Here is a 19,625-nt window from a genome sequence, read left to right as displayed (position 1 = left end):
GGGCCGTTCCCACACCCACCATCGCCGCCCGATCCCGGCACGGTATGCGCCCCATGCGGGCATCCCCCATTTACGCCCGCCGCGTCGCACGCATCCCCCCGCGGGCGGTACGCATGTACGTACTACTCGTTCCCGCTTCGACCCCCTTCGTCCTGCTCGCCACCGTGATGGCCCTGTCCCGGTGGGAGGACCACATCCTGCCGGCCCCGCCGGCCGACGCTCCCGCCGAGGCTCCGTTTGTCCCAGCGGCCCCTGCCCAGTTCCCCGAACTCCCCCGTGCCGGCACCGCGTTGACAAGGGAGGTTGCCAGGCGTTGACTGACAGCACGGCGTAGGGCTATGCCACTCCGGATCGTTCGGCCGAAGCATTCCACCTTCCCGCTTCGCCCGGACCCCGCGGAATCAGGAACGTCCCGCGATCTGGAGGCCCGGCAATGATCCTGTGGATTCTTCTCCTTCTGCTGATCCTGGTGGTGTTCGGGTTCGGCTTCACCATGCAGACCCTTTGGTGGGTTGCCGCCGTACTCCTGGTCCTCTGGATCGCCGGTTTCGCCATGCGCGGGCGCGGCGGTGGACGTGGCGGCGGACGCCGGTACGGCCGCAGTCGCGGATAGTCCACACCAGCGCGTTCTCCCGCCCGCGGGAACGGCGGCCTGTACGGCGATCACGCGCGGGAGCCCATCCAGCGAAACCAGTAGGAGGCCGGCCATGAGCGTCGGACAGACGATCAAGCACAAGACCCGGGCATTCAAGGGCCGGGTCACCGAACGCCTCGGCCGGACCACCCGCAACAGGCGACTGCAGCGCGAAGGCGGGACCGACCGGATCTCCGGAAACCTGAAGCAGTCCGGAGACAAGGCCAAGGACGCCTTCAGACACTGACCACAGACGCCCCGGGTGGTGCCCACGTCGCGTGGACGCCACCCGGCAGGCCAACGCGGAATCAGCCCCACAGGAAGTGACGGGTGCGGCAATGAAACAACGCAACTCACGAGCCGAGAGCCAGAGAAGGCCGCCATGCTCACCATCGTGATCACCGCCGTGATCGTCATCGCGGCGGTCATCCTCTTCGTCGTCGGACGCGGACGCATCCGAGCCGGCGGCGGGCGCGGGCTGAAGCACCGCTTCGGACCCGAGTACGACCGTGCCGTCGCCGACCACGACGGCGACACCAAGGCTGCCGAGCGGGAACTCGGCGAGCGCGTCAAGCAACACGGCTCCCTCACGGAGCAGCCGCTGTCCCCCGAGGCCCGCGCGCAGTACAGGGCTCAGTGGGCCGACATCCAGGAACAGTTCGTCGACTCGCCGCAGAAGGCCGTCACCGCGGCCGACGCACTCCTTGCCGGCCTGGCGAGGGACCGCGGCTTCCCCGACGGCGAGCAGTTCGAGGAGCAGCTCGCCGCCCTGTCCGTCCACCACGCCCACTACGTCCAGGGCTACCGCAGCATGCACACGGCGGCACGCGGCCAGAGCGGCACCGAGGAGATGCGGGAAGCCATGGTCGAGGCCCGAAGCCTCTTCGAGGCACTGGTCAGGGAACAGCCGGCTGACCCGGACCGGCGCGACGCGTCGTCCCGCGACGACCAGGGCCACGCGCCATGGGCACTGAACCGACGCCACGCGAAGGGAAGCAGCACCTGATGTCCCACCACGCCGAACACACACCGCGCCCCCAGACCGGGGGCCCGGATCGCACGATGCAGCGCGCCCCGCAAGCACCCCGCACCGGACCCGCTCACGCACTGCCTGAGCCCGGCACCAGCGCCGACGGCCCCGATCGCAAGCCCGGCCCGGACCTGGTCCCGCAGGAGGACCGGGACAAGCTCACCCTGCGCCTCCAGCAGGCCCTGAACACCTTCGTCGACAGCCCGCGCCAGGCGGTGGAGGAGGCCGACACCGTCTTCGACGATGTCGCCACCCAGTTCACCGACAGCCTCACGGAACGGCGCCGCGTCCTGCGCGCGAGCTGGCAGGACCAGGACACCGAAGCACAGACCGAGGAACTACGGCTCGCACTCAGGCAGTACCGGGAGATCACCGAACGACTGCTGCACATGTCAGCACCCGCCGACCGGTGACACCGTCCTCCCCGCAAGAAGCACAGCCTCCGCAGGAAACCGGTAGGTGAACCACACCGGCCAACCGCGGCGGCTGTGTTGCTGACGGAAGCACTCAGTCCGATCCGGCCGACGGCTCCGAGACAGCCCGGGCCTCAAACCGTGCGGCGTGCCGCCGGACGAACTGCGGCAACACCCCCCACAGACCGCCGCACACCAGCAGCGTCGCACTCCCCGCGATCACACCTTCGACCCGGCCGAACACCACGTCGACGACGAGCAGCACGGAAGGGCCAGGACGGCGGCCGGGGCAAGGACGGCCCAGGGGACGCGTCCGGCATACGGCTGGTTCTCGGCGAGTAGCAGGCCCCATTCGTAGGAAGGGGGCTGGGCACCGAGGCCGAGGAAGCTGAGCACGGCCAGGTCCAGGGTGATCAACTACCTTGCCTAATCCGGGTCTTCAAAGTTGAGCGGTGCGGAGGTGTCCGCGGGCCCGGTGTGTGGTGACGCACTGTGTCCGTAGTCGTTGGTCGTCGGCGTTGCGAAAACCGAAGGCGTTGCGAGCGACGAGCTTGATGACGCGGTTGATGCCTTCGCTCTTGGCGTTGCTGTGCCCGGTGTCGATGAATGTTTCGATCTCCGGCCACCAGCGGTCGGCGGTGACGGCGAGCTGCCGTACCTCGGGGATGTCGGAGTCCGCGCACCAGGTGAGGAACTCCCAGCGGGCCTGGCCGACTTGCTGCCGGTCGACACTGCTGCGGGCTAGGGCGAGCAGGTTGCGCAGGTTCTCCTTGGCGATCCACGCCGTCAGCAGGGTCTGTCCGATCGGTCCCTCTCCCAGCCGCGCGTTCCACATGGTGGCGAACTGTTCGTCGGTGAGGTCCTCGCGGTTGCGCAGGAGGCGTCGCCTGGCTTTCCATTCCGGATCACTTGCGCGCCCGCGCCGGCCGCGGGTCTCTGCGGTGGTGCGGCGCCTGACCATGGATAGCACTTTGTTGGCGAGTTGGACGACGTGGAAGTGGTCGACCACGACGGTGGCGTGCGGGAGACCGGTGCGGACGGCGGCACGATAGGTGGTCGACATGTCGATGACCACGTACTCGATGCTCTTCCTCCAGGTCAGCGGGATGGTGGCGAGCCGGGCGAGCACATCGGCGACGGTGCGGCCTTCGACTTGGCCGAGCAGGCCGCCGGTGCCGAGTGCATCGACGAACCCTGTGTGCCACCGATCGCGCGTCAGCCTGCACTTTCCCGTGGCGGGGTCCTGTTCCCAGCGCGGCCGTCCCCGCCGGGTCTCGTCGATGCCCAGCACCCGCACCTCGGGCGGCGGTGCCTCGATCACCTCGCGTGCGGCGCGGAAGGCGTCCATCACGGTCGGCCAGGACAGGTGCAGATCCCGGGCGGCCTGGATGACGGTGGAGGCGGCGTCGCGTATTCGCCGCCCGGCGGCACCGCGCAGTCGCATGGTGATCCGCGCGCCGACCGGTAGCTGCGGGATCTGCTCGGTGAAGGACCGGCGCGGGCAGCCGGGCTCCCGGCACCACCAGCGGCGCTTGTGCCAGCGGAACTCCAGTCCGCTCTCGCCGTACGGCAGATCGCGGGGCCGGGTGGTCGCGGAGCCCTTTACCCGGGTGGCGAAGGCTCCGCAGGCCGGGCAGGCCCGGGCCCTCTCATCGGCCGTGATCAAGTGGACTCGGCGTGTCCCATCCGCCAGCCGCTCGACCCGGGCGACGGACACCCCGTCGAGACCTAGCAACACCGTCGTATCGTTTAAAGCGGGTGTCACAGGTTCGAAAGCTGCCGGGGGCGCAGAGAAACACCTGGTCATGGGTACTTCCGTCCGGCGGACGGGAGGGAAGGGCACCGCGGCCTGGAAGGGGCTTTGGTGCTGGATGACGCCGAGGCGGATGCTCAGGTCGTACGCGCGGCCGAGGAAGCCGAACATGCCGATCACCGCCATCGCGGCCCCCGCGGCGAAGGCCGGGATGCGGAACAGCTCCAGGCGCAGCATCGGGGCCGCGCTGCGGCTCTCCACTGTCACGAACGCGGCGAGGAACACGGCGAAGGCGACGAAGGACGCGACGACGGGTGCCGAGCTCCAGCCGTCCGACGGGCCCTGGATGATGCTGTACAGAAGGGTGAGCATGGCCACGGCGATGGTGATCTGTCCCGGCCAGTCGAGCGAGCGGCCCTCGGGGGAGCTGGACTCGGCGGCCAGCAGCCAGGCACCCACCGCGGTGATCACGGCGAGCATGCCGGTCACGCCGAACGCCCACTGGAAGGAGGCGTGTTCGACGATCCCGCCGGACATCAGCGGGGCTGAGGAAAGCGCCGAGCGACAGGGCCGTGGTCCAGGAGGCCAGGCCCTTGGCTCGCGAAGGCGGGGTGGTCGTGATCGCGGTGATCATGGACAAGGAGGCAAGGAAGAGCGCGGCGGCTCCGATGCCGGAGATCGCCTGGCCGGTGATCAGCTGGGCTGCCGAGTGGGAGGTGGCGGACACCAGGTAGCCGACGGCGGACAGCAGCGCCGCGCCCACCACTTGATCATGGTCGTGCGGTGTCCGGGATGCCGACGCCCGTATGCAGGCCGCGCATGCACTGCTCGACCGCGTCCCGCAGCGGTGATGGCGATTCCTGAAAACGGGTCCGGTCGGAATTTCGTGACGGTCACGATCGCAGCAGGACGCGGGTGCGGAGGAGTCTGAAGGATCCCCGGCCGTGCATCTGCCGCTTGATCGTCGTAAACGGTTGACGTGGCCCTCGACGACGCCGGAGTTGCAGGCGAGCGTCATGCCGGCGAGGACGGCGTCCCAGTCCTGGCGCAGGAATCCGGCGAAGCCCTGTATTGGACCTGGTCCGTTGGTCTCGGCCTCCCGGACCCAGGCAGCCAGGAGATAGCCGCGGCGGCACGTCTGGGCCCAGCGCCCAGCGGCCCAAGTCCTCGCCCTGGACCAGGACTTCACCGGATGCCGACGGCACCGCTTCATCGCCTTGGGCATGTGCCTGGGCGAGGCGGAAGCAGTGCTGTCACCCCGCATCCCACACGGGGCGCCGAGGCCGGCGAGTTCGGCCACCGGGCCGGCTTCACCGGCTGACGCACTTCACAGCGGTCCCTCGCCTGTGCCCGGGGAGGGACCACCGTCTGCGTCGTACATTCACTTCAGCTCGCGGATGGTCGCCTCGAACGCCCGATCCATGTCCCACAGGGGTTCGAAGGTGACGTGGACGACGTGGCCGTAGGTCTGGTTGTGGAACATCTGGTAGCGCCCGAAGGCCTCGGGGTCCTCCACTTCGATCAGCGCGTACCCGCCCCATCCGGTGCCGTACGTCTGGTGGTGCACGATGCCGCTGTCGACATCGCCCCAGTTGCCCGACCGGGCGAACGCCTTGAAGGCTTCGCCCCACGCCTCATCGAGTGCAGGCTTGGTGACGCCCTCGGCATAGACGAAACGCTGAAGATACTTTTGCCCCATCGACCGACTCCTGCTCCCTGCCCGGGGCAGCCCTTACGCTCCGCCCTTGGTGGTTGCAAGATAGCCATCACCCATCCACGTGCCGCCGCATCTCACCCGGTCGATGGCGTGTTTGAAGCCCTTGCCGTACGAGTAGGGCGCCAGCTGATGGCGACCTTTGAAATCGGGTCCGGTCGGATTTTCATGACGGTCACGGTCGTCGGCCTAGCGCCTTACGTTTGACGGCGGGAATGCCCTGGTCATGGAGGTTCTGTCTGGGTTGAAGGACGTGCTGTTCCCGAACGCTGTGGGCATGCTGACCTGCTCGACCGCGAATCACTGGACGTCGGCTACCGCCTTCTCGTAGCGGACCTTTAGGAACAAGCGGACGCCCGACTCCTGGCTGTGTGCGTGAGTAGTGACACCACCTGTCGGTCAGCGACGACACCACCGGGTCTCATCGGGTAGCGGTATCGACTCCTTGCTCCTCTCCCAAACCCGAGCCCGCAATGAGCGGAGCGACACCGACTGACGACCCGTCTGCTGGGAGGATCACCGCTCAGCGGGTCACGCTCCGACGAAGCTCACCGTTTCTGTCATGTCCGCCCGCCCGGTACGCAGCCGGGGCACGCCTTCTTTCTCGAATCCCACCGAGACACCGCAGAACAGCACGAGTTCGTCATCGGCTCCGACCATCTGGCTGACGGTCTCGCGATACATCGTCCACATCACCTGCGGGCAGCTGTGCAACCCTTCCGCCCTCAGCAACAGCATGACCGTCTGCAAGTACATCCCCGCGTCCCCCCACTGCCCCGGCCCCATCGTCCGATCGAGGTAGCAGAACAGCACGACCGGCGCCCCGAACGCCTCAGAGTTCAAGGCGGCGATCTTCACGGGCCTGTCGGGGTCGTCACGCTCGATTCCCAGTGCCTCGTATCGCTGGGCGGCCGCGGCGGAAAATCGGTCCAGATACGGTGACGCCAGTCCGGCCGGGTACATCGGATACTCCCGCTCATCACCCGGGTCTCGCGCCAGTGCCCTGGCCGTCGCACGCTTCTTCAGCTCGACCAAAGGCTCGCCGGTCACGACATACACATGCCATGGCTGGAGGTTTCCGCTCGACGGAGCCCGCGTCGCTGCCGCCAGCACTCGTTCGAGAACCTCCTTGGGCACCGGCTCATCGCTGAACGCCCGCACAGCCCTGCGACTGTCCACGGCTTCATACACATCCACGTCTTCTCGTCCTCTCACTCCACGGCAGGCAGTGAAGACACGAGGATGATCATCGCACCCGGCCAACCGGCCGGGCAGAGCTTTGGTGCTGCCTGAATTGACCGACATTCCTCCGCTAACCGGTCACGAAGTGCTGCCAAAACTCACCTGCATGCGCTGTCGGTTCTCGGCTCTGGCACAGATCTTGGGGAGCGGTCGCGGAGGGTTACCCAAGTCGGTCGTCACCTGATGCTGCGTTCGTCTGGTCGTTGTGGGCCAAGATTCACCCTGCGAGCGGGACGGCGCATGCCACGATGAGTCCGTGAGCGATGAGCGGCGCGGCTTACTTGCCGAGAAGACACCCTTCCCCGACGACCTCGATGATCGCCTGCATGCCCAACTCACCTTTCTGGTCGAGATCGACCAGCTCAAGACCATCCTCCGTCAGTCTCCCCTTGCTGCGGCGGACCGCCGTGAGAACGACGCGGAGCACTCGTGGCACCTGGCCATGATGGTTGTGATCCTCGCCGAACACTCCGACCAACCCATCGACGTAGGTCATACCATTCAGCTCGTTCTCCTGCACGATCTGGTGGAGATCTACGCTGGCGACACCCCCCTGTACGACAGTGCCGCGGGGAACGATCAGCGCGAACGGGAAGTTGCGGCTGCCGATGAGCTCTTCAGCTTGCTTCCGGCGGATCAGGCTCAGCGCATGCGGCTTCTGTGGGACGAATTTGAGGAACGTCGCACTCCCGAAGCCAGATTCGCCAAGGCAATGGACCGGCTGCAGCCGCTGCTTCTCAACTGGATGGCGCGCGGTGGTACGTGGCGTACTCCGGGCGTTACCTCTGACGACGTCCGGGCCCGCAAGGCGGTGATCGGGGAGGCATCCGCCTCCCTGTGGAGGGCTGGGCGACGCCTCATCGACGAGGGCGAGACACGCGGCTGGTCGCGAGACGCCACGTCCCGGGAGTGACGGGTGCCACGTCGGCTGCCCTGCTTCGGAGAACGTGCTACGGCGGTCACTGAAGCAGGATCATCTTGCGGAGTAGTTCGAATCCAGCTCGTCCGTAGAGCTGCCTTTTGATCTTCTTGATGCGGTTTACGGCACCTTCCGTACCGCCGGAGCTCCAGCGCAGGGTGAGGCCGGCGGTCACCGCGTCGAGGTCCCTGAGCAAGTGGAGTGCGAAGCCTGTGAGGCGATCCCGTCGAACACCAGCGAGTCCCAGAACGATACGTCGGCCTGCATGACCAGCACTGTCACCGGCCACATCCGCACACGAAGGAGATCTACGGACACCTGACGGAGCGTCACTCCTGCTGTTTGGCGGCACGGCGTACGCGGTCTCACACCCGCTCGATGTATCGCAATCGAACACTGCGGCCACCCTCCGTGACCACTCCCCAAGATCTGTGCCAGAGACCGGTTCTCAGCGACAAAGCCAGACTCCCCACTCAGGCAGATTCAGGCCTTCTGCGGCGGGACTTGGTTATGCCGCGAGCGTCTCGGGTCGTTCGACGAGTTGGCCGCGTTCGAAGTGGGCCCCGGCACGGACGAGAGCGACGAGATGAGGTGCGTTCACGGCCCGCCACCGGGCCTGGGCGGACGTGAACGACTGGGCGTCGGGATGATGACCATGCCGAAGGTGGAACCGGCCGGCATCGGTGACCTCTGCCTGCCCCGCTCTGCCACCGGGCCCGACTGTCAGAAGTCCACGGTCGCGCAGATCGTAGGCCGACCGCCAGTCACCCGGCGCCCAGGGAGCGGGGTCTTCACCGGCCGCGACCTGTTCGAGAAGCGCGCGTTGTGTTCATTCGCGGCATGCCACGGATGCACGGTCACCGGCTCATACCCCTCCTCGCACCCGGTGCAGAGCCGAAAGAATGGCCGCGGGTACCCGGAGTCCCCTGGGACTTTTCTGGGACTTCCGGCTGCGGCAACGGACACAAGCGTGAAACAGCCGAAAGTCCATTCGCACAGCTCAGAGACCCACAGTCGCCCATCCCGGCAGGTCACGGCGCCCACTGGCCTCTTCCGGGACATCTGAAGGTCTTCAGAAGCAACGCCGCTACCCCCCTCCTGACCTGCATGTATGCAAGCCAGGAGGGTCAGGCGGCATTCTGTGGGACTTCTCTGGGACTTTGTGCCGAGACCGAGAGGCTGTCCGGGGGCTGGGCGGCGGATCACCCGGTGCTCCACGTGATGCGTCATCGCAAAGCTGTCATGGGGAGGCTCGATGGGAAAACACCCAGGTCAAACCCTATTTTCCAGCACCGGAGGCAGGCCGGGAAACGGCCGGAGCGTCAAATGAGCGTCACAAGCGACAGCGCGCGCTTACTCTGACCGATGAACGAGCGGACTCAAGTGACCCTCCGAGAGACCCAGCTCGCTCCGACCTCCGGCTCGCGTCGCGACTCATGTCCCTCGCCGATTCCCTCCCGCGGCAATGGAACCCGCTGCCCGCACCGGATGTCAGTCTGCTCACTCCGGGTCCGTGGTGCCCGTCGTTCCCGTGGTCGCCGGCGTCTCGCCGGCCCAAGGCGGCGTATCGCCGGCCCAAGGCGGCGTATCGACGACGTCATCGTTCTCGTTGCTGTCGCCGTTCACTGCGCCTGTCTTCTCGGTGGGGTCGTTCTTGACGTCACTCTCCTTCTGCCGCCTCTTCAGGGCGAGTTCCCTGGCCATCTTCTCGGAGTACAGCCTCATCTCAGCCTCTGTCCGGTGCTCGAACATGTTGCCTCCATGTCAGATCGTGGGATGCGGCGCGCACAGGTGGATCTGCTGGGCCAGTGCGCCCTCGTGCTGCACCCATAGGTCCACACGGAACGCGCGCACGGCGGCCGTCACATTCCGCGGCTCACACAACCGTTTGAAGGGATGACCAGGCACCCCGAGCTTCTGTGACAGGACTGGTCACTTCATGTCGGCGAAGAAGAAGGCTCCACGCTGCCCATCACCTTCGTCGTAGAGCCCGGTTCGGGCTCGTGGCCTTCATGAGGCTCGGAGGCCGGGTTGGCGGCACTGCCGCTTGTCGTCGCGGACCCGCTGACGTGTGTCATACCCAGGCTCCGGGCCATGTCCGTGAGGGTCCCCTGGATACGAAGCATCCAGCGTTCAGGTCTCGGATTTCGGGGGTCACTCCAGTCGCGGATCAGGCCGATGTCGCCTCGTCTTCGAACTGGATGGCGCGGATCTCCCGGCGGGAAGAGATGCTGAGCTTCGAGAACACCTTGCGGAGGTGCCACTCGACCGTGTGCCGGCTGATGAACAACTGGGCGCCGATCTCGGGGTTCGTGAGCCCTTTCCCGGCGAGTCGGGCGATCTGCGCCTCCTGCTGGGTGAGAGCCGTGGGCGTCGCGACCGTGTGGTTGCGGACCTTGGCCCCCGTGGCCTGCAACTCCCCTCGCGCGCGTTCGGCGAACGCCTGGGCCTCGAACCGGCTGAACATCTCGTGTGCGAGGTCCAGCTGGGCACGGGCGTCATCGCGGCGGTTCTCGCGGCGCAACCACTCCCCGTACACCAGATGCGCACGGGCGAGATCCATGCGGACCCGGGTCCGCTCGAGCCGCTCGATCGCCTCACGGTAGAGCCGCTCCGCGGAGTCGCCCTCGCTGAGCAGCGCCCGTGAGCGCGCTTCCACGCCCAGCGCCCAGTCTGTGCCGCTGGCTCGCGTCACCTCCGAGAGCCGCTCCAGCGCTTCGGTGGCCTGCTCGGGTGAACCGCTCCGTACGGCTGCCTCGATCAGCTCGACCAGGCCCCATCGCGGCGAGGCGAACTCCCGCTGCTCGGCCGCCGCCTCCCGGGCCGCGGCCAGCGCCTGCGCGTACTGACCGAGCCCGTTGCAGAGCACCGCCTCGTACCAGCGTGTGACGGTGACGGTGGCCCCCTGGCCACGCGGCACCGCGTCGCCCAGGTTCGCCTCGATCAATGCACGGGCCTCGTCCTCGCGACCACGCCACACAGCCAGGCCGAGGGGGCCCACGCGGCCCGGGCTGCTGTTGCCGGTTGCCGCGCACACCGCTGCGGTCTCCTCGATCAACGACTCGGCCGCCGCCAGTTCCCCGGCGATGAGGTGCACGAACGCGCGGGAGTCGAGGGCGTCGGGGAGAGCGCTGAGCGCCCCGGCCTCGCGGGTGATCGTCACATGACGCGTCGCGGCCGCGTGCCAGTGCTCGTCGTCCCACAGATCCGAGGCGATGACCGACGCGAGCCAGAGACGACGCAGCTGCTCCGGTACGGGGAGCCGCTCGTCGCAGAGCGCTTCCAGTGCTCGCTTCATCATCGGCACCGACGCCGGGTAACCGTCGGTGAGCCGCACGGCGAGGGCGTCCAGCACCAGGTCGGACACCTGTGGCTGCCGGGCCGGCGGTGCCTCCCGGGCGGCCTCGCCCACCTCCAGCAGTCCTGGGCCGCGCGCCAGGCGGCCGGCGAATATCGCCGCTGCGATGGCGTCCAGGTAGATCTCACGGGCGAGCGCGACATCGAGCCGTCCGAACCGGCGAGCGGCGGCGAGCAGCAGCGGCGGGGCCTCGCCGCCGCGGTTCTGGGCGAACGCGAGCCCGGCGCGCAGTACCTCGATCTGCGCGCGGCCCAGTTCGTCGAGGGTTCCGGCCTCCGCCGTGGCGAGCAGGGTGGCAGCCGGCTCGAACGCCCCTGCCTGGAGTTTCGCCTGCGCGGCTGCCAGCGCGCGCTGCGCGCGTCGCGCGGAATCCGGTGTCAGCACGGTCGCACGCTGGAGGAATGCGGCGGCTGCGGCGATGCCGCCGCGTGCCTGGGCCCGGCCCGCGGAGCGCTCCAGTTCGGCGGCCACTGTCTCGTCGGGCTCCGGGGCGGCGTCGGCCAGGTGCCAGGCACGGCGGTCGGAGTCGAGCCGGGCATCGGTGGCGTCGGCCAGCACCTTGTGCACCTCTCGACGTTCGCTCGGGCCCGCCGCTCGATAGGCCGCCGAGCGCACCAGCGGGTGCCGGAACCGCACCAGGGTGCCGAGTGTGATCAGGTCCGCCGCGCCTTGGTGCGACACGGCCGTGTCGGCGTCGATCCCGAGGCGCCCGGCCGCGCGCCTCAGCAGTGCCACGTCGCCCAGTGGTTCGGCTGCGGCGATGATCAGCAGGCGTCGGGTTTCGGACGGAAGTGCCTGGACACGGAGGAGGAAGCCCTGCTCGATCTGGCTCGACAACGGCCATGCGTCCGGGGGTTCGAACCCTCCGGCCATCTCCGCCACGGTCAACCCACGCGGCAGTTCGAGCAGTGCCAGCGGGTTGCCGCGTGACTCGGCGACTATGCGGTCGCGTACCCGTTCGTCGAGCGGACCGGTGACGGCCGAGTCGAGAAGTGTCCGGGAATCGCGCTCGGTCAGTCCCGTGACGGGCAGCTCGGGGAGGTTCCCGAACGCGTGGCCGGCACTGGGTTCACGGACGGCGAAGACGAGCACAACCGATTCTGCGAGCAGTCGGCGGGCCACGAACTCCAAGGTGAGGGCGGACGCCTGGTCCAGCCACTGCGCGTCGTCGACGATGCAGACCAGCGGCTGGTCACTTCCGGCGTCCGCGATGAGACTCAGCGTGGCCAGGCCAACGAGGAACCGGTCGGGCGCGGCGCCGACGCGCAGGCCGAAGGCCGTGCCGAGCGCATTGCGCTGAGGCTCGGGCAGCTGGTCGAGACCGGCGAGCAGAGGAGCGCAGAGCTGGTGCAGGCCGGCGTAGGAGAGTTCCATCTCGGACTGGACGCCGACTGCTCTGATGGTGCGGCATCCGGTGGCACGACGGAGGAGATGTCTCAGCAGCTCGGTCTTGCCGATCCCGGGCTCGCCACGCAGGACCAGGACACCGCTGCGCCCGGCTCTGGCCCCTGCCACGAGATCGTCGAGGGCCTTGCATTCACTCTCCCTGCCGAGAAGCCCGGCCCGTGAACCGCGCCTCGCCATGGCAGCTCCCTTGTCAGGAATCTTCGCTGAGTATGGTAATCCGTCTGTTGATCGCCGCGCCCGTGGCCGACCGTGACGAGTGGGCTCGCCTGCGGGCTCGCACTTCGACCTCGAGGCGTCCTACGGCCTCCGAGGACGAGGCATCCGCGCTCTGTCTGCATGCCCGGGATCAAGCCCTGCGACCTGGAGACATTCCGCCGAGAACACCTCTGACGCCTTGAGCGTGCGTAGGTCAGCCGGCGTCGGCGCCTGATGAGTCGCTCGCCGGGTGTCCGTCCTGGAGTGCGGCAAGTGCGGCAGCGAGCTTGCCCCGGCTGGTGATGCCGAGGCGGGGATAGATGCGGTACAGGTGGGCTCCGACGGTGCGGTGCGAGATGAACAGGCGCTGGCCGATCTCCCGGTTGCTCAGTCCCTGCGACGCGAGCACCGCGATCTGCATCTCCTGGGCCGACAGCCGGTCGCTGGTGTTCGCATGCCGCCGGCCGCTCGACTCGCCGGCGGCGCGCAACTGCTCGCGAGCCATCTCGGCCCAGGGCCGCGCGCCGACCCGGTCGAACTCGTCGCGGGCGCTGCGCAGCGGATTCCGGGCGTCGACGTTGTGCCGTTGCCGACGCAGCCGTCGGCCGTGGTGCAGGTGCAGCCGGGCCCGCGCCAGGGCCCAGCCGGCGGGCAGCGCGGCCAGTGCCGCGGTGTAGTGCTCCTCCGCCGTGTCGTCCGGCGCCAGCACCGCCTCGGTGTAGACGTGGGCCACCACCATCATTTCCGAGGGCAGTCGGGCGGCCAACTCGGGGAGCCCGGCCAGGAGTTCCCGGGCCTGCGGCACGGTGCCCGCGGCCACTGCGGCGTCCGCCAGATCCGGCGCGAGCAGCCAGCGGCTGACCGAGTGGTAATGCGGGTCCGCTGGATCAAACGCGCGCGCGAGTGCGTCGTACGCCTCAGTCGTGCGGCCATCGAAGAGTGCGAGCAGGCCCTCGACCTGCTGCGCCATGACGGCGGCGAACGGCATACCGGGGAACAGCCGGTGGGCGCGCAGTTCGCCGAGCATCCGTGCCGCGGCCTCGGTCTCCCCGCGCACCGCCGCCACCAGACTCCCCGTCGCCTTCACCCCCAGCCAGACGATCCATTCCCCGGTCTCCTCGGCCAGGGCGAGTCCCTCACCGGACTCCTCACGGGCCCGATCGAGCTGGCCGAGGTACACCCGCGGCCAGCTGCCCGCGAGTGACCGGGCGAGCAGCCCGAGCCTGCCCTGCGACCGCCACGCCGTGGCCGCCAGTGACAGGTACCGGGCGGCGAGGGTGGCGTCGCCCAGGACCATCGCGCCGCTGCCGAGGAAATGCATGATCCGGCCGTCCCTGCGGTCCGGCCGGAGGCTGCCGAGCCGTGCGATCACCTCGGCGCCGTACCGGAAGGGTTCGGTGTACGCGCGCACCGTCAGCACGACGGGAGCGTCCGGATCGGGGTTCCATCGGTCCAGCTCTGCCGCGGCCAGCGTGCGCACCCGTGCGTCGCCGTCCTGGAAGAAGCACCGGGCGGCCGCCCGCCACAGCAGGTTCTCGGCGACCTGCACGCCGCCGTCGTCGAAAGCGCCGGCCGCTGTGGTCACCATCTCCTCGATCCGGCGCTGCGGCTCGTCGGGTTCGAACGCCGCCTTGTCGGACACGACCATGAGGCGGGCCCGCTCCAGCGGGCCGAGTTCGCTCAAGTCGGCCCGGTCCAGCAGCAACTGCGTGTGCACGCGGTCGTTGATCTCGCTGGCCGACTCGGCCGCCCGGACCAGGATTTCGGTCCTGCGGCGCGGGTCGTGGACGAGCTCGGCCGCCTGGCGTAGGGCGGGCACGGCGGAGGCCACCTTGCCCCGGGCCAGCGCCGCGTCGGCGGAACGTTCCAGTTGGGCGGCTAGTTCCTCGTCCGGGCCGAGCGTCGCGGCGGCCAGGTGGAGAAGCCGGCGCTCGGGGGTGTCTGCCATTGCCGCGGCGATGGCGCGGTGGGTGGCCAGCCGGTCGGCGACCGTGGCGCGGGTGTAGATCGCCGACCGCATCAGCGGATGCCGGAATTCGAGGATACGGCCGACCAGACCGACCAGGCCCGCGTCGATCGCCTCCTGCACCGCGTCCACGGAAACCGTCGTGCCTGTCAGACGGCTCGACACCTCCAGCAGCCGGTTCAGTGGCGCGTTGGGCTCGGCGGCCAGGGCCAGCAGCAGCGTTCGGCACTCGGGGCTCGCCGAGTCCGTACGCGCGGCGAACGCGTCCTCCAGCCGTTGGGTCAGCGGCAGATCGTCCAGCTGCGGTGCGATGTCCTGCACCGTCTTGGGCAACTCGACCAGGGCCAGCGGGTTGCCCGCGGCGCGCTCCAGGATGAGGGCCCGTAGCGGCGCCGACAGGTGCGGTGCACCCGCGTCGAGCAGTTCGGCGGCGGCGGACCGGCCGAGCGGTTGCAGAGGGAGGTCCGGCAGCGCGCTCACGGCGTAGGAGTCGGGAGAGTGGAGCCGAGACGCTGCGACGACCAGTACGGGAAGATCACGGATGCGCCGCGCGACGAATCTGAGGACGTCCCGGCTCGACGAATCGATCCACTGCAGATCGTCGATGAGCAGCAGGAGCGGTTGCCGGTCGGCCTCCTCGGCGAGCAGTTCGAGCACTGCGAGCGCGACCCGGAAGATGTGGGGCTCGGTCTGCGTGGCGCTGAACGCGTCGACGAGCGCGCTCCGGTGCGGGTACGGCAGCTTCCCGATGCCGTCGGCGGCCGGTTGCAGCAGCAGTTGCAGAGCCGCGAACGGCAGCCACAACTCCGTCTCCACACCGGCCGTGCTCAGCACCGTGAAACCGCCCTCGGTGCCCTCGGCGCCGACCGAGCGCAGCAGAGCCGACTTGCCGACGCCGGCCGTGCCGTGGATCAGCAGCGCACCGCCGCGTCCGGCCGCAGCGTCCGCCAGCAGCCCGCGCAGGACTCGCAGCTCCGCGTCCCGGCCGATCATCGCGCGTGTATACGGTTCGGCCTCAGGAGGGCCCCGGCTGGTGGGCTGAGCATGTGCGGCTTCCTCCGTGCAGGGAGTCCCGTCGCACGACATCCTAGCCGCGGCCCCTTACACCGTCGGTGCGATCACACCATCAGTACAACGACTCAAGTCTCGTCTGCGTCACCGCACCGAGGCCCGGATCCGAAGCAGATCACACGGCAGAACCGGCCGAGCCGGTGAGTCGGGCCGGTTCCGTGTTCACCGCGCGCCCCGCGACGACTCCAGCAGGGCGAACCCCCCGTTCCGCAAAGGGTTCGGCGACGGGTTCCTGTGGCAGCGAGGGCACGGCCGGCGGCGGCCCGATGCGGATGAGTGTCTCCCGTGTCTCCTCGGTCAGACCTCCCCAGATCCCGTACCGCTCCCGGTGGTCGAGGGCGTACCGGCGGCACGGGATCAGCAGCGGGCACCCATCGCAGATCATCAGGGCCTGTCGGACGGTCGCCAGGTCGCCCGGTGGGGGGAAGAAGGTCTCGACGTCGGCACCTCGGCAGGCCGCGGCCGGCGACCAGCCCGCCGCCGGGCGCACGGGCAGGGCACGGTTGTTCACCTGAGGGGTACGAGGCGTTGTCATCCCATCTCCTCCAACTTCCTGCCGTTGGTCTCGCGCACCCTGACGGCGACGAAGACAAAGGAGAGCACGGCGAAGCCCGCGTAGATCGCGTAGGTGGACGACAGGTTCCAGTCCGACATGCGAGGGAAGCTCTCGGTGACCGCCCAGTTGGCGATCCAGTTGGCCGCGGTCGCCACCGACATCGCGGCGGCGCGGATCCGCAGCGGGAACATCTCGCCGACCATCACCCAGAGCACCACGCCCCAGGAGACCGCGAAGAAGAACACGAAGGCGTGGGCGGCGACCAGCGCAACGGTGCCCTCGGTGTCCGGGATCGACAGACTGCCACCGCTGCCCGTCTTGTACGAGAAGGCCCAGGACGCGAAGGCCAGCGACACGGCCATGCCGGCGGAACCGGTCAGTGCGAGTGGTTTCCGGCCGACCCGGTCGATCAGCAGCATCGCCACGACGGTTCCGACGATGTTGACGATCGATGTGGACAGGCTGATCAGAAGGGAGTTGGCCTGGTCGATACCCACCGACTGCCACAGCAGCGACGAGTAGTAGAAGATGACGTTGATGCCCACGAGTTGCTGGAAGACGGCCAGCCCGATCCCGACCCACACGATCGGCAGCAGCCCGAAGCGGCCGTCGAGCAGATCGCGTACCCGCGGCTTGTGATCGGTCTTGAGAGCATGCTGGATCTCGGCGATCCGCTCCTCCGAGCCCGCGTACGTGCCCTGCAGGTCGCGCAGCACGGCGAGGGCCTGGACCTCACGGCCCCTCGCGACGAGGAAGTGCGGCGACTCCGGGATGCGCAGGGTGAGGAACAGGTAGGCGAGTGCCGGTACGACCGCGGCCATGAGCATCCACTGCCAGGCATGCAGGGCACCCAGCGGGTTCTCACTCTTGCCGTCGGCCCCTTGGGCGATGCCCCAGTTGACGAGCTGGGAAGCGGTGATGCCGAGCACGATGGCCGCCTGCTGGAACGAGGCCAGCCGCCCGCGATGGTCGGGCGGCGCGACCTCGGCGATGTAGGTGGGCCCGATCAGCGAGGCGAGGCCGATCGCCATACCTCCGACGATGCGCCAGGCGCCCAGGTCCCAGACGGAGAAGGGCATGGACGAGCCGAGCGCGCTGATCGCGAAGAGAACCGCGGCGAGGTGCATCACGCGCCGACGGCCGATGCGGTCGGCGAGACGACCGGCGACGGCCGCTCCGAAGGCGGAACCGAGCAGAGCGGAGGCGACGATGGTGCCCGTCTCGCTGGAGGTGACATCGAATCGGTGCTGGATTCCGGTGACGGCGCCGTTGATGACGGCACTGTCGTAGCCGAACAGGAAGCCGCCGATCGACGCGGCCGCCGAGATGTAGGTGACGCGCCGTAGGTTGGTGGGGCGGAGCGCGGCCCTTGAGTGGGCCCGCCCCGCGGAAGAGGCGTTCGCGGTCATGGACAAGGACTCCTTCACAGGACCGGTGCGCACCAGCGCAGCCGGGAGCTCCCGGCCAGGTGGGCGTAACAGTCGTAGAAGACGTGGATCGGATGGACGTCTGCGCTGGTGACCGGGCACCGGTCGTCGTGCCGGTCGGCGAGCGTGCCGCCGCTCAAACGCCGGCCACCGGGGCCGAGAGCAGTTCGTGCAGGCGGGCGAGGTTCGCCGCGCCGATGAGGCCGGCGTCCGATCCCACAGTGGCGGTGCGGACCTCGGCGTAGACGCGGTGCTCGCCGCCGCCGAGGGCCCGACGGTAGGAGAGCTCGGCCGGACGCCTGATCAGCTCGCCGGTGTCGCCGAGGCCGCCGCCGATGACGAGGACGGACGGGTCGAGGATGGAGGCGAGGTCGGCGAGGGCCTGGCCCAGCCAGCGGCCCGACTGTGCGAACACTTCGAGAGAGAAGGAGTCGCCGTTCCGGGCGGCCTCGGTCACATGGTGGCCATGGATACCGGCGGGGGTGCCGTCGCCCAGCGCGAGCACCGCCGCGGCACGCCCGGGATCGGCGGCTGCCATGTCGCGGGCGCGGCGGGTGTGGGCCGCTCCGCTGGCGTACTGCTCCATGCAGCCGTGCTGGCCGCAGGGGCAGGGGAGCCCGTCGGGGACCGCCCGGTAGTGGCCGATCTCGCCGGCCATGCCGAAGCGGCCGCGGAAGAGCCGGGCCCTGCTGATGATGCCGCCGCCCAGGCCGGTGCCCGCCATGACCATCAGCATGTCGTTGTGCCCGGCACCGGCTCCATGGATGAACTCGCCCCAGGCGGCGGCGTTCGCGTCGTTCTCGACGACGACCGGAAGCCCGGTGGCCTCCTGGACGATGTCCCGGATCTCCTTGTCGTGCCAGCCCAGGTTGGGTGCGAAGCGCACCGTCGAGCGGTCCGCGTCCACGTATCCGGCTGCTCCGACGCCGACCGCCCGGACGTCGTCCCAGCCCTTGCGGACCCGCTGGACCGCCTCGGCGATCGCCCCGGCGATCCGGTCCGGGTCGTGAGGGGTGGGGACACGCACCCGGGAGACAACCTCCCCGCCGGGGTCGACCGTCCCGGCGGCGATCTTCGTGCCGCCGAGATCGACGCCAACGGTCAGACCGCCGTTCTGCTCGTTCATGCGGCACCGCCCATGCCGTCGAACCGACGGTGCGCGTGCCGACGTCTGTGTCCGCCTGACCGCTGCAGGCTGAGGGGACCGTGAGACATGGTGTGGTTCCTAACGTTGTGGTTGCGTGTGAAGGAGGGGGAAGTCGGCTCGCCACCAGCCCGAACACCGGGCAGGGGGGCTTCGGCACCCGGGAGGCGGCGGTTCGCAGCCGGGCCCGACTACAGGCTCAGCTTCCGTAATCCGGTCCCGAGTTGCATGAGTCATTCGACTGCGTCCCGGTCTTTGTCGCTTCCTGTGTCACACATCCGGGCCGTGCGTTGTCTTCTAAAGCGAACCAAGTCGGATCGACCGGAGGTGTGACACGGTGTTGGACAAGGAATCAATGAGCGGAGTCGACGAGCACGGGAGCCAGGACGGGACCGGGCCCAGGATGCTGGCGGACATCAAGCCGCCCTTCGTGCCGGAGGGCGCTTCGGCGATGACTGTGGTGGTCGAGTGGCCTCCGGGACACCCCGGGACGCCGCCGCACCGCCACTCGGGGCCATGTTTCGGATACGTCACCGAAGGCGCCGTCCGGTGGGAACTCGAGGGCGAGCCCGAGCGGGTGATCAAGGCCGGTGAGACGTTCTGGGAGCCGGGGGGTGACGTGATCCACTACCAGAACGGCAACGCCCTGTCGGACACGCCGGCCAAGTACGTCGTCATCATGCTGTGCGCGCCCGGCCGGCCGATGCTCACGCTGGTCGAAGAGGAGGAGCTGTCGAAACGGGCCCACTTGCGAGCCCCGCGGCCTTCCGCCGACTGAACCACGGCCCGGTGACGC

The 19,625-nt window shown here is 68.9% G+C and carries 17 protein-coding genes and 1 pseudogene; 7 read left to right on the top strand and 11 right to left on the bottom strand.

The features are described from left to right. Positions 1-433 precede the first annotated feature (433 nt). The 4 genes from EDD92_RS37305 (at position 434) to EDD92_RS37290 (ending at position 2,077) form a co-directional block, all read left to right on the top strand. Entirely contained in the window at positions 434-613 is a 180-nt protein-coding gene (locus EDD92_RS37305) for a hydrophobic protein (RefSeq protein WP_399184826.1), read from the top strand. 94 nt (positions 614-707) lie between these two features. Further along, complete coding sequence (locus EDD92_RS37300; RefSeq protein ID WP_123968383.1) at positions 708-881, top strand: CsbD family protein; 174 nt, start codon at positions 708-710, stop codon at positions 879-881. 135 nt (positions 882-1,016) lie between these two features. Further along, entirely contained in the window at positions 1,017-1,640 is a 624-nt protein-coding gene (locus tag EDD92_RS37295; RefSeq protein WP_123968382.1) for a hypothetical protein, read from the top strand. Beyond that, a complete protein-coding gene (locus EDD92_RS37290) occupies positions 1,640-2,077 on the top strand; it encodes a hypothetical protein (protein WP_260327017.1) in 438 nt (145 codons plus the stop codon). Before EDD92_RS37295 ends, EDD92_RS37290 begins: the two co-directional genes overlap by 1 nt. A gap of 267 nt (positions 2,078-2,344) precedes the next feature. Here the strand turns inward: EDD92_RS37290 and EDD92_RS37285 are convergent. Further along, positions 2,345-2,491 (bottom strand): annotated as a pseudogene (locus EDD92_RS37285) (ABC transporter permease); the annotation flags it as partial. A gap of 25 nt (positions 2,492-2,516) precedes the next feature. Beyond that, on the bottom strand, positions 2,517-4,367 hold the full coding sequence (locus EDD92_RS51555) for an ISL3 family transposase (RefSeq protein WP_260327015.1): 1,851 nt from the start codon (positions 4,365-4,367) through the stop codon (positions 2,517-2,519). A gap of 56 nt (positions 4,368-4,423) precedes the next feature. Between EDD92_RS51555 and EDD92_RS51550 the strand changes: the two genes are divergently transcribed. Beyond that, positions 4,424-4,564, top strand: a complete 141-nt coding sequence (locus EDD92_RS51550; RefSeq protein WP_260327014.1) for a hypothetical protein — start codon at positions 4,424-4,426, stop codon at positions 4,562-4,564. A 647-nt stretch (positions 4,565-5,211) separates the two neighbouring features. Here EDD92_RS51550 and EDD92_RS37270 read toward each other — a convergent pair. Both EDD92_RS37270 and EDD92_RS37265 read right to left on the bottom strand, forming a co-directional pair. Then, positions 5,212-5,529 carry a hypothetical protein gene (locus EDD92_RS37270; RefSeq protein WP_123968380.1) on the bottom strand — a complete coding sequence of 106 codons (318 nt, stop codon included), beginning with the start codon at positions 5,527-5,529 and terminating at the stop codon, positions 5,212-5,214. 546 nt (positions 5,530-6,075) lie between these two features. Beyond that, a complete protein-coding gene (locus tag EDD92_RS37265; RefSeq protein ID WP_123968379.1) occupies positions 6,076-6,741 on the bottom strand; it encodes a nitroreductase in 666 nt (221 codons plus the stop codon). A 301-nt stretch (positions 6,742-7,042) separates the two neighbouring features. Between EDD92_RS37265 and EDD92_RS37260 the strand changes: the two genes are divergently transcribed. After that, complete coding sequence (locus EDD92_RS37260; RefSeq protein ID WP_123968378.1) at positions 7,043-7,699, top strand: HD family hydrolase; 657 nt, start codon at positions 7,043-7,045, stop codon at positions 7,697-7,699. Between the two features lie 1,506 nt (positions 7,700-9,205). Here the strand turns inward: EDD92_RS37260 and EDD92_RS37250 are convergent. The 7 genes from EDD92_RS37250 to EDD92_RS37225 form a co-directional block, all read right to left on the bottom strand. After that, complete coding sequence (locus tag EDD92_RS37250; RefSeq protein WP_123968377.1) at positions 9,206-9,457, bottom strand: hypothetical protein; 252 nt, start codon at positions 9,455-9,457, stop codon at positions 9,206-9,208. A 418-nt stretch (positions 9,458-9,875) separates the two neighbouring features. Beyond that, complete coding sequence (locus EDD92_RS37245) at positions 9,876-12,647, bottom strand: LuxR family transcriptional regulator (RefSeq protein WP_123968376.1); 2,772 nt, start codon at positions 12,645-12,647, stop codon at positions 9,876-9,878. A 232-nt stretch (positions 12,648-12,879) separates the two neighbouring features. Then, entirely contained in the window at positions 12,880-15,624 is a 2,745-nt protein-coding gene (locus tag EDD92_RS37240; RefSeq protein ID WP_123968375.1) for a LuxR family transcriptional regulator, read from the bottom strand. A 193-nt stretch (positions 15,625-15,817) separates the two neighbouring features. Further along, positions 15,818-16,237: a WhiB family transcriptional regulator gene (locus tag EDD92_RS37235; protein WP_123968374.1), complete on the bottom strand. Its 420-nt coding sequence runs from the start codon at positions 16,235-16,237 to the stop codon at positions 15,818-15,820. Then, the gene (locus EDD92_RS37230; RefSeq protein ID WP_123968373.1) at positions 16,234-17,667 is read right to left on the bottom strand and encodes a sugar porter family MFS transporter; all 1,434 of its coding nucleotides are present in this window, start codon (positions 17,665-17,667) and stop codon (positions 16,234-16,236) included. The genes EDD92_RS37235 and EDD92_RS37230 overlap by 4 nt, the downstream gene beginning before the upstream one ends. A 14-nt stretch (positions 17,668-17,681) precedes the next feature. Then, positions 17,682-17,825, bottom strand: a complete 144-nt coding sequence (locus tag EDD92_RS50125) for a hypothetical protein (protein ID WP_185124244.1) — start codon at positions 17,823-17,825, stop codon at positions 17,682-17,684. Further along, positions 17,822-18,811, bottom strand: a complete 990-nt coding sequence (locus EDD92_RS37225; protein ID WP_123968372.1) for an ROK family glucokinase — start codon at positions 18,809-18,811, stop codon at positions 17,822-17,824. Before EDD92_RS37225 ends, EDD92_RS50125 begins: the two co-directional genes overlap by 4 nt. 373 nt (positions 18,812-19,184) lie before the next feature. Here EDD92_RS37225 and EDD92_RS37220 point away from each other — a divergent pair, with 373 nt between their 5' ends. Next, a complete protein-coding gene (locus EDD92_RS37220; protein ID WP_123968371.1) occupies positions 19,185-19,607 on the top strand; it encodes a cupin domain-containing protein in 423 nt (140 codons plus the stop codon). Positions 19,608-19,625: the final 18 nt, after the last annotated feature.

It is taken from the genome of Streptomyces sp. TLI_185, from assembly GCF_003814765.1.
Classification (GTDB): Bacteria; Actinomycetota; Actinomycetes; order Streptomycetales; family Streptomycetaceae; genus Streptomyces.
This window is presented reverse-complemented; position numbering and strand designations above follow the sequence as displayed.

Excerpts from the sequence above, each read along its gene's own strand:
- EDD92_RS37220 (WP_123968371.1), top strand. The coding sequence starts at position 19,185 with ATGAGCGGAGTCGACGAGCACGGGAGCCAGGACGGGACCGGGCCCAGG.
- EDD92_RS51555 (WP_260327015.1), bottom strand. The coding sequence starts at position 4,367 with ATGTCCGGCGGGATCGTCGAACACGCCTCCTTCCAGTGGGCGTTCGGC.
- EDD92_RS37295 (WP_123968382.1), top strand. The coding sequence starts at position 1,017 with ATGCTCACCATCGTGATCACCGCCGTGATCGTCATCGCGGCGGTCATC.
- EDD92_RS37305 (WP_399184826.1), top strand. The coding sequence starts at position 434 with ATGATCCTGTGGATTCTTCTCCTTCTGCTGATCCTGGTGGTGTTCGGG.
- EDD92_RS37245 (WP_123968376.1), bottom strand. The coding sequence starts at position 12,647 with ATGGCGAGGCGCGGTTCACGGGCCGGGCTTCTCGGCAGGGAGAGTGAA.
- EDD92_RS37235 (WP_123968374.1), bottom strand. The coding sequence starts at position 16,237 with ATGACAACGCCTCGTACCCCTCAGGTGAACAACCGTGCCCTGCCCGTG.
- EDD92_RS37230 (WP_123968373.1), bottom strand. The coding sequence starts at position 17,667 with ATGACCGCGAACGCCTCTTCCGCGGGGCGGGCCCACTCAAGGGCCGCG.
- EDD92_RS37290 (WP_260327017.1), top strand. The coding sequence starts at position 1,640 with ATGTCCCACCACGCCGAACACACACCGCGCCCCCAGACCGGGGGCCCG.
- EDD92_RS37300 (WP_123968383.1), top strand. The coding sequence starts at position 708 with ATGAGCGTCGGACAGACGATCAAGCACAAGACCCGGGCATTCAAGGGC.
- EDD92_RS37225 (WP_123968372.1), bottom strand. The coding sequence starts at position 18,811 with ATGAACGAGCAGAACGGCGGTCTGACCGTTGGCGTCGATCTCGGCGGC.
- EDD92_RS37250 (WP_123968377.1), bottom strand. The coding sequence starts at position 9,457 with ATGTTCGAGCACCGGACAGAGGCTGAGATGAGGCTGTACTCCGAGAAG.
- EDD92_RS37240 (WP_123968375.1), bottom strand. The coding sequence starts at position 15,624 with ATGATCGGCCGGGACGCGGAGCTGCGAGTCCTGCGCGGGCTGCTGGCG.
- EDD92_RS37270 (WP_123968380.1), bottom strand. The coding sequence starts at position 5,529 with ATGGGGCAAAAGTATCTTCAGCGTTTCGTCTATGCCGAGGGCGTCACC.